Origin of the sequence: Bacillus luti (genome assembly GCF_001884105.1) — a bacterium.
GTDB classification, from domain to species: domain Bacteria; phylum Bacillota; class Bacilli; order Bacillales; family Bacillaceae_G; genus Bacillus_A; species Bacillus_A luti.
On record NZ_MACI01000092.1, the window covers coordinates 1 to 12,575 of the forward strand.

The window sequence follows — 12,575 nt, forward strand, 5'->3', positions numbered from 1 at the left end:
GATTATGGATAATAATCAAATGCCAAATATGATGCCGATTATGGATAATAATCAAATGCCAAATATGATGCCAATTATGGATAATAATCAAATGCCAAATATGATGCCAATTATGGATAATAATCAAATGCCAAATATGATGCCGATTATGGATAACAATCAACCACCGAACATGATGCCATATCAAATGCCATATCAACAGCCTATGATGCCACCGAATCCGTATTATCAACAACCAAATCCATATCAAATGCCATATCAGCAAGGGGCACCGTTTGGACCGCAATATACGTCTATGCCAAATCCAAATATGATGCCAATGGATAATAATATGCCGCCGCTCGTGCAGGGTGAGGAAGATTGTGGGTGTGGTGGAGACAGTAGACTGTATAGTCCGCAGCCAGGTGGGCCACAATATGCGAATCCTTTATATTATCAACCAACTCAGTCAGCATATGCACCACAGCCAGGAACGATGTATTACCAACCAGATCCACCAAATGTATTTGGAGAACCTGTTTCAGAAGAAGAGGAAGAAGAGGAAGTTTAAAAAAGGCGGGATTATTCCCGCCTTTTTTGTATGTAGATTTATTTAGAAAGCGGAAGATGCACATCAAGTGTTAGAAAATTCCTAGTGAAATATTAACAGTGTAAAAATCCTCTCTGTTACTCATCATAAGAGGGAGCTTTTCAGAAGAGAAGTTCATCCTAACAGAGGGGGTTTTTGTATTGAATACGAAAGTAAAAGTGATTGCTGCTTCTTTGTTAGTTACCAGTGCATTAGCTGCATGTGGTACACCAAAAGATAATAACGCAATGGATGGACGTAATTACAATTACGAGCGTACATCTTATAATGATACACACCAGTATCGCGACAATGTGGCGCGTAACGATCGTTATACAGACTATGTAACATATAGAAACGGTCGTAACGATACAGGATATAATTATTACCGTGATGTAAATTACAACGGACAAATTGCAAATCCGCACCCAACACGTAATATTACAATGAACAATTCATACATTAACAACGATGGTAAAACTGCAGAAAAAATTACGAATCGTGTGAAACGTATGAATAACGTAGACAGGGTATCTACAGTTGTATATGGAAACGATGTAGCGATTGCAGTAAAACCACGTAATCCAGTATCGAATGAAACAGCGCTTGCAAACGAAATTCGTCAAGCTGTTGCAAATGAAGTTGGAAACAGAAATGTGTACGTTTCTGTAAGAAATGATATGTTTACTCGTGTGGATGCAATGAACACACGTTTACGTAATGGCACCGTTACAAACGATTTTAATCGTGACATAGTGAATATGTTCCGAGACATTCGTTACGGTTTAACTGGTACTATGCGATAGCAAAACAAAAGAGGAAGGGCTAGCCCTTCCTCTTTATTCATCGTCGTCTTGTAAACGACGTTTTTTTATAAAATAACTAACGGAGTACGATGCTAAAAAGCATAGGAAGAGAATACTACCTGTTAAAATAGCTTCAAAGAGAGGTCTTTCTGGACTGAAAATGATATAGATAATAGCCATAACGATTCCAACAATAAGAGAGCGTAAAACAATTTTGTAATAAGGAGTTAACTGTATTTCCTTTTCGCTTTCTTCTACATCGATAGAAATGCTTAACTGTAAATAACTAAGTACCATACTCGTAAGAATAAATAATAACCATAATGGAGATTTTGTAATTTGATCCGCTCCTTCAGTGAATCCGATATAGCCTAAAATACCAATTATACCAAGTGATTGAAAAAGAAAAGCAATACGTATGTTCTTTAATGTTTGTAGAATGAGACGTTCATCCTTTATTTTTTTCACAATATCCATCTCCTGTTTATTATGATTTCGATGTACATTTATTGTAACATATATATTGCATTTATCAATTTATAATTTACATGAAGTGATTTATAATAAAGGGGAGATAAAAATTTTTTTATAAATATGTTGCACTTATACGTTATTAATGTTATATTAGCAAAGCGATGAGCTAATTTACGTAAGACGAGAGATATGCTTAAGTGCTAAACACGCGAATGTGGTCGCCTGGTCTCTCGCCGTAAACGCATCAAGACGCCTGCTTTGCAGGCGTCTTTCATTTTATATGAATATAAAGGGAAGAATGGAGGAATCCAATCTTCCTTTTTTTATTGAAGTAAAAGTCGGAAAATAAAGTTATTTACAAGTGTATATGAAAGAGTTACTATTTAATGGTAATATATTACATGTTTTTTAGATATAAAAAGTTGGGATGAATAGGATATGGAGAATTTTGAATGTAGAAATACAGAAGTTGTATTAGAGAAATTTCAGGTCGTAACACCTATATTTCAGGCGTTGGGAGATGAGAATCGTCAGCAAATTATTATGCTGTTGTTAGAAAGCAAACAGATGAATGTAACGCAAATAACCGATAAAATGGGGATTTCTAGACCAGCTGTTTCGCATCATTTGAAAATTTTAAGACAAGCAGAACTAATTGTAGCGAATCGACATGGAAAAGAAATTTTTTATTCTATAATAGCTGGAGAATTTTTAAAGCAGGTGAAGGATTTACTACAAGCAATAGAGTCAAATTATTAATTTTTTTTAACTAACACGTAAACATGTTTAAACTTTTAAACTTATTTACGTGAAAGGGGTAATAAAAATGAACAGAATAAATCGTATGTATGTAATTATGCTATTTGTTCCTTTGTTTTGGGGTGGGTCTTTTGCAACAGCAGAGCATGTTATTACTGAAATTCCACCGATTACTGCGGCGACAATTCGTTTTGGCTTAGCGGGTTGTATTTTAATCGGTATAGTTTTTATGAAATCTGAGTGGAATACAAGTTTGTTATTAAAGAATTGGAAAGGGCTGTTATTTGTATCGTTAACAGGTATTTTTGGCTATAATGTTTTTTTCTTTATGGGACTTAACTATACTTCTACTTTGAATGGCTCGCTTATTATTGCTACAATGCCCGTTTTTGTAACATTGGGAGCAATATTATTTTTTAAAGAGTCTTGGAGTATAAAAGTCGGAATAAGTTTAATTTTGTCCCTTATCGGTGTAATAGTTGTTATTACGAGTGGTTCATTGAATACACTTACGTCTTTGTCATTTAATAAGGGGGATCTTTTATTTATAGCTGCTTTAGTCTGTGGGGTGTTATATAGCTTAACAGGAAAAAAAGTTATGAGTGGTGTCTCCCCTTTGTTGACGACAATGAGTATGACGGTATTGGGTACTGTGTTTTTAGCAGGCCTTTCTCTATATGAAGATGGATGGGGAAAGGTTGGGACGTTTTCTTTACAGGGATGGATAGAAATGTTGTATATGGTCATATGCGGGACATTAATTGGATATATCGTGTTTAATAAAGGAGTAGAAGAGCTAGGTGCAAGCACAGCGAGTATGTATTTAAATCTAACTCCTATTGTAGCTACTGGTATATCAGTTGCCTTATATGGAGCAGCTGTTACGTGGCAACAAATAGTTGGAATGGTAATCGTATTAATTGGAGTCTATATAGCGACGGTACAATCAAATAAAGATATAAAAAAGCTTTCAAGCAATCAATATGTTTCGAAATAGGTAGAAATCATTGGACTCTATAAGTCTTAATGGGAGTAATCTATGAATTAGGGATAAAACCCCCATTTCCGGAAAAGCTACAAATGAAAGTTTGATTTTGCCTAAAAGAGGTGAACGGAAATGAAATGGATACTGATTACAATGCAAGCGTTCGTTATGATGTTTTGTTTAGTTTATGAAACGAGTGCAAGGGCGGAAGGGCCAGTACCAGAAGTAACAGAGAAAGACCCTCAAGTTACAATTTTATTAGAGCGCATGTATGTTGATGGAGAAGTAAGTGAAGAAATATTTACAGAAAAAGTAGCGGATTTAGAAAAGTTTTTACAGCAATATAAAGAGTGGCAACTTGTTGATCGTGATGATGTGCAAATTGTATTACAAAAGAAAGTTGATGATATTTCTCCCTTATTGAAAACGAGTGGTTATTTCGGTGTTTCAGAGGAAGGGATATTACAAATCTTTAAAGGTGTGCCGCAAAGTGATAACGCGATTCATTCTTTTTTTCAAATTGATATGAAAAAGCTAGAGAGTTATGAACGGGCGAAGTTGAAGCGTGGTATTCGTATTAAGTCAAAAGAAGGATTCGTGAAGACAATCGAAAAAATGAAGCAATATGCAGTACAAAGTAAGAAAAAAAGCAGCTCATGGTGAGCTGCTTTTTCTTATTTATTTTTATCTAAAATTTGTTTTGCGATTTCATCAATTAGCATATCTTTTCCGATTGGATTGAATGCTTTCGTATTGAATACTTCGTTTGATACTTCATATACGTGATTGCTTTTTACTGCTTTATTATCTTTCCAAACGGCACTGTTTTTATAGTCTTCGTACACTTTATCAGCTTCTCCGCCGAAGTTTACAACGAACATTTGGTCAGGCTGGAATGCAACAAGACCTTCTAGTGATACTTGCGCCATCGTTTGCTTTAAATCTGTACCTTTTGTTGCTGGAAGTTTTAAGTCGTTAAAGATGATGTCACCGTATCCGAAGCTACCGTATACACGGAAGTTTTGTGGTGTAACTGCAACGAACATAAAGTTTTCATCTTTTGTTTTTTCTTTAATTTTTTTAGATAAAGAGTCTGCTTTTTTATCGTAGTCTGCAATCCATTTGTCAGCTTTCTTCTCTTCGTCAAATAGCTTGCTTACTTCTTTAAACTTACCGCGCCAATCTTCTAAGTTTGTTTCTAGAACAACTGTCGGTGCAACCTTTTCTAATTGATCATAAATTTTCAATTGACGATTATTTAAAATAATTAAGTCTGGTTTTAAAGCAGTAACAGCTTCTAAATCGACTTTAGGTGCCCAGTACCACCCTACTGCTTTTACGCCATCTAATTTTTCTGTTAAATGATTTTGGATTTTATCTTTATATGTGTTTGCTGTACCAACAGGTTTGTGTCCAAGAAGTAATAATTCTTCTGTTGATCCAGATAAATCAACAATTCTCTTTGGATTTACTGGAATTGTAGCTTCCCCTTTAGCGTGTTTTACAACTTTTGTTTTCGGTTGTTCTTTTGCTTTTGATTCTTCCTTTTGAGAAGAACAGCCAACGATAGAAAGAACAACTAGCATGATAGTAAATAAAATAAATACCTTCTGTTTCATCCTGATGTAACCCCTTTAATTAGTATTGATAATCATTATCGACTTCTGTATATTAATGTGCTTCAACCTTTCTGTCAATGGAAAATAACAGAAGTTTCAAATAGAGAACATTTGTTGGGGCAGTCTCGCTTTTCTATCATTAAATATGTTAAAATGGAATACATGATTTAAGAGGGAGAGATCGTATTTTGTTTGAATATGTTACAGGTTACGTGGAGTATGTAGGACCGGAATATGTCGTAATTGACCATAATGGAATTGGTTATCAAATTTTCACACCGAATCCGTATGTATTTCAAAGAAGTAAGCAAGAAATCCGTGTCTATACATATCATTATGTGAGAGAAGATATTATGGCGCTTTACGGGTTTAAAACACGTGAAGAGCGTTTATTATTTACAAAATTGTTAGGTGTATCTGGTATTGGACCAAAAGGTGCCCTTGCAATTTTAGCTTCTGGTCAAACAGGACAGGTCGTTCAAGCGATTGAACATGAAGATGAGAAGTTTTTAGTGAAGTTCCCAGGGGTCGGAAAGAAAACCGCGCGTCAAATGATTTTAGATTTAAAAGGAAAACTAGCAGATGTTGTACCAGATGCATTTGTTGATTTATTCTCAGACGAAGAACGTTTTGATGAGAAGAAAGGTTCATCAGCTGAGCTGGATGAGGCGCTAGAAGCTCTGCGCGCACTTGGATACGCAGAACGAGAAGTTTCTCGCGTTGTACCAGAGTTATTAAAAGAATCATTGACGACGGATCAGTATATTAAAAAGGCACTTAGTCTTTTACTAAATGGTAAGAGGTGAGTATAATGGACGAACGTCTCCTTTCAGGGGAATCTGCATATGAAGATGTGGATTTAGAATATTCATTACGGCCACAAACGCTCCGTCAGTATATTGGCCAAGATAAGGCGAAACATAATTTAGAGGTGTTTATTGAAGCTGCGAAAATGCGTGAAGAAACGCTAGATCACGTGCTCTTATATGGACCGCCAGGGCTTGGTAAAACGACGCTTGCGAATATTATTGCAAATGAAATGGGCGTGAATGTTAGAACAACTTCAGGACCGGCAATTGAAAGACCAGGTGATTTAGCTGCTGTCTTAACAGCACTTCAGCCAGGGGATGTATTATTTATTGATGAAATTCATCGTTTGCATAGATCAATTGAAGAAGTACTATATCCTGCGATGGAAGACTTCTGTCTTGATATTGTAATTGGGAAAGGACCGTCAGCACGGTCTGTACGATTAGACTTACCTCCATTTACATTAGTTGGGGCAACGACGCGTGCAGGTGCATTATCAGCGCCGCTTCGTGACCGTTTCGGTGTGCTTTCAAGATTAGAGTATTACACAGTAGATCAGCTTTCTGAGATTGTTGAACGTACAGCAGAAGTATTCGAAGTTGAAATTGACTCGTTAGCCGCACTAGAAATTGCAAGACGTGCTCGTGGTACACCTCGTATTGCAAATCGTTTATTACGACGTGTACGTGATTTCGCACAAGTTCGTGGTAACGGAACGGTTACAATGGAAATCACACAAATGGCGTTAGAACTATTGCAAGTAGATAAATTAGGACTCGATCATATCGATCATAAATTATTGCTTGGTATTATTGAAAAATTCCGTGGTGGCCCAGTTGGATTAGAGACTGTTTCGGCAACGATTGGAGAAGAATCTCATACGATTGAAGATGTGTATGAGCCGTATTTATTACAAATTGGCTTTTTACAACGAACGCCAAGAGGCCGAATCGTAACGCCGCTTGCATATGAGCATTTCGGAATGGAGATGCCAAAAGCATGACGGAGATGCCGAAATTGCTTATTACAGCAGGTATCTTACTTATCGTTGTTGGATTAGCTTGGAAGTTCATTGGAAGACTTCCAGGCGATATTTTTGTGAAAAAAGGAAACGTTACCTTTTATTTTCCTATCATTACATGTATTGTGTTAAGTATTGTATTATCTTTTATTATGTATATAATAAATCGATTCAAATAAGAAATAGGTGGATACAGTTATGGATATTAATCTGTTTGATTTTCATTTACCAGAAGAACTTATTGCGCAAGTCCCGTTAGAAGAGCGTGAAACATCGAGATTAATGGTGTTAGACCGTGAAACCGGTGATATTGAGCATAAACATTTTACGGACATTCTTTCTTACTTACATGAGGGGGATTGCTTAGTTTTAAATGAAACGAAAGTAATGCCAGCTCGTTTGCACGGTGTGAAAGAAGATACAGGTGCACACATTGAAGTACTTCTTTTAAAACAAGAAGAAGGCGATAAGTGGGAAACGCTTGTTAAGCCAGCGAAACGTGTAAAAGAAGGAACTGTTATCTCTTTTGGCGAAGGGAAATTAAAAGCAACTTGCACAGGAACGGCAGATCAAGGTGGACGTCAGCTTGAATTTTCATATGACGGCATCTTCTATGAAATTTTAGATGAACTTGGAGAAATGCCACTTCCTCCATATATTAAAGAGACGCTAGAAGATCGCGATCGCTATCAAACAGTATATGCGAAAGAAATCGGTTCAGCAGCAGCGCCGACTGCAGGACTTCACTTTACAGAAGAGTTACTGGAGAAGTTAAAACAAAAAGGCGTTGAGTTAGCATTTATTACACTTCACGTAGGGCTTGGAACATTTAGACCAGTTTCTGCAGATACGATTGAAGAACACCATATGCACGCAGAATATTACCATATGTCTGAAGAGACAGCGGCATTATTAAATCGTGTGAAAGAGAATGGTGGACGTATTATTACAGTAGGTACAACATCAACTCGTACGTTAGAAACAATTGCGACAGATCATGACGGTAAGCTTTGTGCTGCTTCTGGCTGGACAGATATTTTTATGTACCCAGGTTATGAATTTAAAGCAATTGATGGGTTAATTACAAACTTCCATTTACCAAAATCAACATTAATTATGCTTGTAAGTGCATTTGCAAATAGAGATAATGTACTTCATGCTTATAATGAAGCAGTAAAAGAAAAATATCGTTTCTTTAGCTTCGGTGATGCGATGTTCGTTGCATCTCACGATAAAATAGGAAACAAATAAAAGGAGTAAATTATGACAGCAATTCGTTATGAATTTATTAAAACTTGTAAACAAACGGGTGCGCGTTTAGGACGTGTACATACGCCACACGGTTCATTTGATACACCAACATTTATGCCAGTTGGTACACTTGCAACAGTTAAGACGATGTCACCAGAAGAATTAAAAGCGATGGATTCTGGCATTATTTTAAGTAATACGTATCATTTATGGCTGCGTCCAGGTCACGAAATTATTCGTGAAGCAGGCGGTTTGCATAAATTTATGAACTGGGATCGCGCGATTTTAACAGACTCTGGTGGTTTCCAAGTATTCAGTTTAAGTGACTTCCGCCGTATTGAAGAAGAAGGCGTTCACTTCCGTAACCACTTAAATGGAGATAAATTATTCTTATCACCAGAAAAAGCGATGGAAATTCAAAATGCATTAGGTTCAGATATTATGATGGCATTTGATGAGTGTCCACCATTCCCAGCTACTTTTGAATATATGAAGAAATCTGTAGAGCGTACAAGCCGCTGGGCAGAGCGTTGTTTAAAAGCGCATGAACGTCCACAAGATCAAGGTTTATTCGGTATTGTACAGGGTGGGGAGTTTGAAGAACTTCGTCGTCAAAGTGCAAAAGACCTTGTTTCAATGGACTTCCCTGGTTACGCTGTAGGTGGTTTATCTGTTGGGGAGCCAAAAGATATTATGAACCGTGTACTTGAGTTCACAACACCACTTCTTCCAGATAATAAACCACGTTACTTAATGGGAGTAGGTTCTCCTGACTCGTTAATTGATGGTGCAATTCGTGGTATTGATATGTTTGACTGTGTACTTCCAACTCGTATCGCGCGAAATGGTACATGTATGACAAGTGAAGGTCGCCTTGTTGTGAAAAATGCGAAATTCGCTAGAGACTTCGGTCCGCTTGATCCAAACTGTGATTGCTACACATGTAAAAATTACTCTCGTGCGTACATTCGTCACTTAATGAAATGTGATGAAACGTTCGGAATTCGTTTAACGTCTTATCACAACCTGCATTTTCTGTTAAACTTAATGGAGCAGGTGAGACAAGCTATTCGTGAAGACCGTCTTGGCGATTTCCGCGAAGAATTCTTTGAACAGTATGGCTTTAATAAACCGAATGCTAAAAACTTCTAATACATAATTTAAAAGGAGGAACAAAAGATGAACGCAGGTATGATGAATATCGTTATGATCGTTGCGATGTTTGCGATTTTCTATTTCTTATTAATTCGCCCGCAACAAAAGCGTCAAAAAGCAGTTGCTCAAATGCAAAATGAGTTAAAAAAAGGTGATGCTATCGTAACAATCGGTGGTTTACACGGTACAATCGAATCAGTAGATGAAACGAAAATCGTTGTTAAATCTGGTGGTTCACACTTAACTTTCGATCGCAATGCGATTCGTGAAGTTGTGAAAAACTAATGAGGAAGGCCCTGCATGAAATGTGCAGGGCCTTTTTTTAGTTAGTTTGCTTTGACATATTTACACCGAAAATACCACCAAGTGTGCTCGCACCCATTAATGCTAATTGATAAAGTAACTGTGAGTTCGATAAAGTTTGAGAAAAGCCTAAATAGTTAACTAGAAAAACAAGTACAGTGAATGTAAGTCCTGTCGTGAAACCTACTAGCCAACCTTTCCCTTGTGCCTTTTTTCCAGCGATAAATCCAGACATAAGCATGGAGAGGAGGGCTAGTATAAAAATTGTAATTACTAATGTTCCTTCACTAATATTCGTAAACCTTAATAAAAGAGCCATGACCATACTTGTAATAGAGGCAAGAATTAATAAGGTAATAATACCGAAACCAATTGCCGTTGATAATTTTTTCGTTCCATCCATTTATGCATTCCTCCTTTTTAATACAAGCATATTTTCATTTTGCTTAAGTTAGACTAGTTTCTTTTTTAAAGGGGAGTCTATATGTAAAAAGGAGATGTAGAAATGGAATGGGTATCAATCATTGGTCGGACGATGCTTTTGTATATCATCATCTTAATTATTTTTCGTCTTATGGGTAAGCGTGAAATTGGAGAGCTAAGTGTATTAGATTTAGTTGTATTCATTATGCTTGGTGAAATGGCAGTAGTCGCAATTGAAAATACCGATAAATCACTTTGGCACCAATTAGTTCCAATGACTTTTCTTATGTGTATACAAATCATTTTGTCAGTTATTTCGTTAAAGTATCAACGATTTCGGCATTTAATAGAAGGAGAGCCGGCTATTCTTGTAAATGCGGGAAAGATTGATGAAAAGAAGATGAGAAAGCAACGTTATAATATAGATGATTTAATGATGCAATTAAGGGAGCAGGGAGTCGGAGATATCCGAGATGTAGAATACGCTATTTTAGAACCATCTGGGAAGTTATCTGTCTTTCAAAAACAAAAAGGTAAACAGGATGCATTGCGGTTTACTCTTCCGCTTATTATTGATGGGGAAATTCAATCTAGTCATTTGCAAATGATTGAACATACAGAAGAATGGCTCATTGGGAAATTAAAAAACTTAGGTTATAACGATATAACACAAGTTTTGTACTGCAGCTTTCAAAATGGACAATTTTTTGTTGATTTAAAAGAAAACTAGAGGCTTACCATATGAAATAGTAAGCCTGTTTATTTCAAAAATGAAAGTTTACGAATGATAGGGAGTCGGCTTAACTCTTCTTTTCGAATCAGTTTGAAAGTGAAGAGGAGGATGGTATAAACGATTGTTGTTAAAATGATTTCCCATAACGTTTGTACACCGAGTGAATGAGAAAAAACAATATACTTATGAAGGTAAAAGCCGAAGCTACCTGCAATACCGATGGCAAGCCCACCAAAAATATAGTCTTTTGCGTAGATGGTAAATGTAATCTTCTTTAAAACGGTAGCATAGTGAAGGAAGGTTACCGTTACTATATTTGCCGCGATGGCCAGTGCAACCCCCATCATTTGAAAATCTGGCCTTGAAGCTAGTACAAAAATAACGATTAATTTCACGATGGCGCCAATAAATGTATTCATCATTGCAGCTCGTGCTAGGTTTAAAGCTTGCAAAACAGAGGTAAGCGGACTTTGGAAATAATGAAATAAAAAGCAAGGTGCAAGGAGTTGGATGAATGCTGTTGCACTATCCGATCCATACATAAGAGTTAAAACAGGAGAAGCAAATACGTATAATATAACGACTGACCACCCACCAGTAATTAATGAGATCCGAAGAGCTTGTTGTAATCGGTGTTCCACTAATTTATGCTGCCTTTTTGCCATCGCTTCGCTAATGGATGGAACAAGTGCTGTAGAAAGAGCGTATGTAATAAAGGCTGGTAATGATAGAAGTGGAAATGCATAGCCGTTTAATATACCATATTGCTGAGTTGCGACAGAGGCAGCAACGCCAGCAATCGCTAAGCTTTGCATAACAACGATAGGCTCAAAAAAATATGAAATGGAACCGATTAAACGGCTCCCTGTAGTGGGAAGGGCAATATCCATAAGAGAATAAAATGTCCCTTTGCTATTTTTTACAGTAGTGAAAAATCCAGAACGTATTGATAAATGTTTTTCGCGCTGAAATAAAGTGAGTAAAAATAATAACGACGCAACTTCACCGAGAACGGCTGATAACATAGCACCAGCTGCAGCATATTCTACGCCGTAAGGTAAAAATAACCGAATACATATAGCGATAATTGTAATGCGGACAACTTGTTCTATAACTTGAGCATAAGCGCTAGGCTTCATATTTTGTTTCCCTTGAAAATAACCACGTAAAACAGAAGAAACTGCAATAACAGGAACGACAGGCAAAATAGCCATTAACGGGTAGTACGTTCTTTCATCGGTTAATAATGTTTTTGCTAAAATGGGTGTGAGGAGCATAATCCCAATTGTTAAAATGATACTAATAACGGATGTAACAGCTAGGGAGACAGTTAATATTTTTTTGACTTTTTGTTTATCATTCACCGCTTCTGCTTCTGCTACAAATTTTGCGATTGCAACAGGAAGGCCGATTTGTGTTAATGTAATTGCTAAAATGAAGGTGGGAACAGCCATCATATAAAGGCCAACGCCTTCTTCGCCTAGTATACGTGCCATTACAATGCGGTTAATAAATCCAAGGATTTTTGTAATAAACCCAGCTATCATTAAAATAAATGCACCTTTTAAAAAGCTTTGTCTCGTCATACTCTTCTCCTACCTTCTCAAAATCAGTGGAATGATTTACAATAATTTATATGCACGTATGAGACAAGAATGACAAGCATTT

At 36.7% G+C, this 12,575-nt stretch carries 15 protein-coding genes and 1 pseudogene; 12 read left to right on the plus strand and 4 right to left on the minus strand.

Annotated elements, in window-relative coordinates:
• Both exsA and BAQ48_RS22445 read left to right on the plus strand, forming a co-directional pair.
• Positions 1-550: pseudogene (gene exsA / locus BAQ48_RS22440) on the plus strand (spore coat assembly protein ExsA); the annotation flags it as partial.
• Between the two features lie 179 nt (positions 551-729).
• Positions 730-1,374, plus strand: coding sequence for a YhcN/YlaJ family sporulation lipoprotein (locus BAQ48_RS22445; RefSeq protein WP_001093527.1), 645 nt, complete (start codon positions 730-732; stop codon positions 1,372-1,374).
• A 33-nt stretch (positions 1,375-1,407) separates the two neighbouring features.
• On the opposite strand, the gene BAQ48_RS22450 is transcribed toward BAQ48_RS22445, so the two are convergent.
• Positions 1,408-1,842, minus strand: a complete 435-nt coding sequence (locus BAQ48_RS22450; protein ID WP_071712903.1) for a branched-chain amino acid ABC transporter substrate-binding protein — start codon at positions 1,840-1,842, stop codon at positions 1,408-1,410.
• Between the two features lie 444 nt (positions 1,843-2,286).
• Between BAQ48_RS22450 and BAQ48_RS22455 the strand changes: the two genes are divergently transcribed.
• The 3 genes from BAQ48_RS22455 (at position 2,287) to BAQ48_RS22465 (ending at position 4,255) form a co-directional block, all read left to right on the plus strand.
• Complete coding sequence (locus tag BAQ48_RS22455; protein WP_071712904.1) at positions 2,287-2,607, plus strand: ArsR/SmtB family transcription factor; 321 nt, start codon at positions 2,287-2,289, stop codon at positions 2,605-2,607.
• Between the two features lie 67 nt (positions 2,608-2,674).
• The gene (locus BAQ48_RS22460) at positions 2,675-3,604 is read left to right on the plus strand and encodes a DMT family transporter (protein WP_071712905.1); all 930 of its coding nucleotides are present in this window, start codon (positions 2,675-2,677) and stop codon (positions 3,602-3,604) included.
• Between the two features lie 120 nt (positions 3,605-3,724).
• The gene (locus BAQ48_RS22465) at positions 3,725-4,255 is read left to right on the plus strand and encodes a BofC C-terminal domain-containing protein (protein WP_071712906.1); all 531 of its coding nucleotides are present in this window, start codon (positions 3,725-3,727) and stop codon (positions 4,253-4,255) included.
• An 11-nt stretch (positions 4,256-4,266) separates the two neighbouring features.
• On the opposite strand, the gene BAQ48_RS22470 is transcribed toward BAQ48_RS22465, so the two are convergent.
• A complete protein-coding gene (locus tag BAQ48_RS22470) occupies positions 4,267-5,211 on the minus strand; it encodes an iron-hydroxamate ABC transporter substrate-binding protein (protein ID WP_071712907.1) in 945 nt (314 codons plus the stop codon).
• 188 nt (positions 5,212-5,399) lie between these two features.
• On the opposite strand from BAQ48_RS22470, the gene ruvA reads away from it, so the two are divergent.
• From ruvA to yajC, 6 genes are read left to right on the plus strand one after another with little or no spacing between them, the layout of a single operon-like run.
• The gene (gene ruvA, locus BAQ48_RS22475) at positions 5,400-6,017 is read left to right on the plus strand and encodes a Holliday junction DNA helicase RuvA (RefSeq protein ID WP_000464508.1); all 618 of its coding nucleotides are present in this window, start codon (positions 5,400-5,402) and stop codon (positions 6,015-6,017) included.
• A 5-nt stretch (positions 6,018-6,022) separates the two neighbouring features.
• On the plus strand, positions 6,023-7,024 hold the full coding sequence (gene ruvB / locus BAQ48_RS22480) for a Holliday junction branch migration DNA helicase RuvB (RefSeq protein ID WP_071712908.1): 1,002 nt from the start codon (positions 6,023-6,025) through the stop codon (positions 7,022-7,024).
• Entirely contained in the window at positions 7,021-7,221 is a 201-nt protein-coding gene (locus BAQ48_RS22485; RefSeq protein WP_000138162.1) for a DUF2905 domain-containing protein, read from the plus strand. Before ruvB ends, BAQ48_RS22485 begins: the two co-directional genes overlap by 4 nt.
• 19 nt (positions 7,222-7,240) lie before the next feature.
• Positions 7,241-8,293, plus strand: coding sequence for a tRNA preQ1(34) S-adenosylmethionine ribosyltransferase-isomerase QueA (queA, locus tag BAQ48_RS22490; RefSeq protein WP_071712909.1), 1,053 nt, complete (start codon positions 7,241-7,243; stop codon positions 8,291-8,293).
• A gap of 12 nt (positions 8,294-8,305) precedes the next feature.
• Entirely contained in the window at positions 8,306-9,445 is a 1,140-nt protein-coding gene (gene tgt, locus BAQ48_RS22495; protein WP_000125362.1) for a tRNA guanosine(34) transglycosylase Tgt, read from the plus strand.
• A gap of 27 nt (positions 9,446-9,472) precedes the next feature.
• Positions 9,473-9,733 (plus strand): preprotein translocase subunit YajC, encoded by a 261-nt coding sequence (yajC, locus tag BAQ48_RS22500; protein WP_071712910.1) that lies wholly within the window; start codon positions 9,473-9,475, stop codon positions 9,731-9,733.
• Positions 9,734-9,770: 37 nt separating this feature from the next.
• Here the strand turns inward: yajC and BAQ48_RS22505 are convergent, their stop codons facing one another.
• On the minus strand, positions 9,771-10,154 hold the full coding sequence (locus BAQ48_RS22505) for a TIGR04086 family membrane protein (protein ID WP_000349140.1): 384 nt from the start codon (positions 10,152-10,154) through the stop codon (positions 9,771-9,773).
• Positions 10,155-10,256: 102 nt separating this feature from the next.
• On the opposite strand from BAQ48_RS22505, the gene BAQ48_RS22510 reads away from it, so the two are divergent.
• Positions 10,257-10,904: a DUF421 domain-containing protein gene (locus BAQ48_RS22510; RefSeq protein ID WP_071712911.1), complete on the plus strand. Its 648-nt coding sequence runs from the start codon at positions 10,257-10,259 to the stop codon at positions 10,902-10,904.
• A gap of 29 nt (positions 10,905-10,933) precedes the next feature.
• Here the strand turns inward: BAQ48_RS22510 and spoVB are convergent, their stop codons facing one another.
• On the minus strand, positions 10,934-12,493 hold the full coding sequence (spoVB, locus tag BAQ48_RS22515; protein WP_071712912.1) for a stage V sporulation protein B: 1,560 nt from the start codon (positions 12,491-12,493) through the stop codon (positions 10,934-10,936).
• Positions 12,494-12,575: the final 82 nt, after the last annotated feature.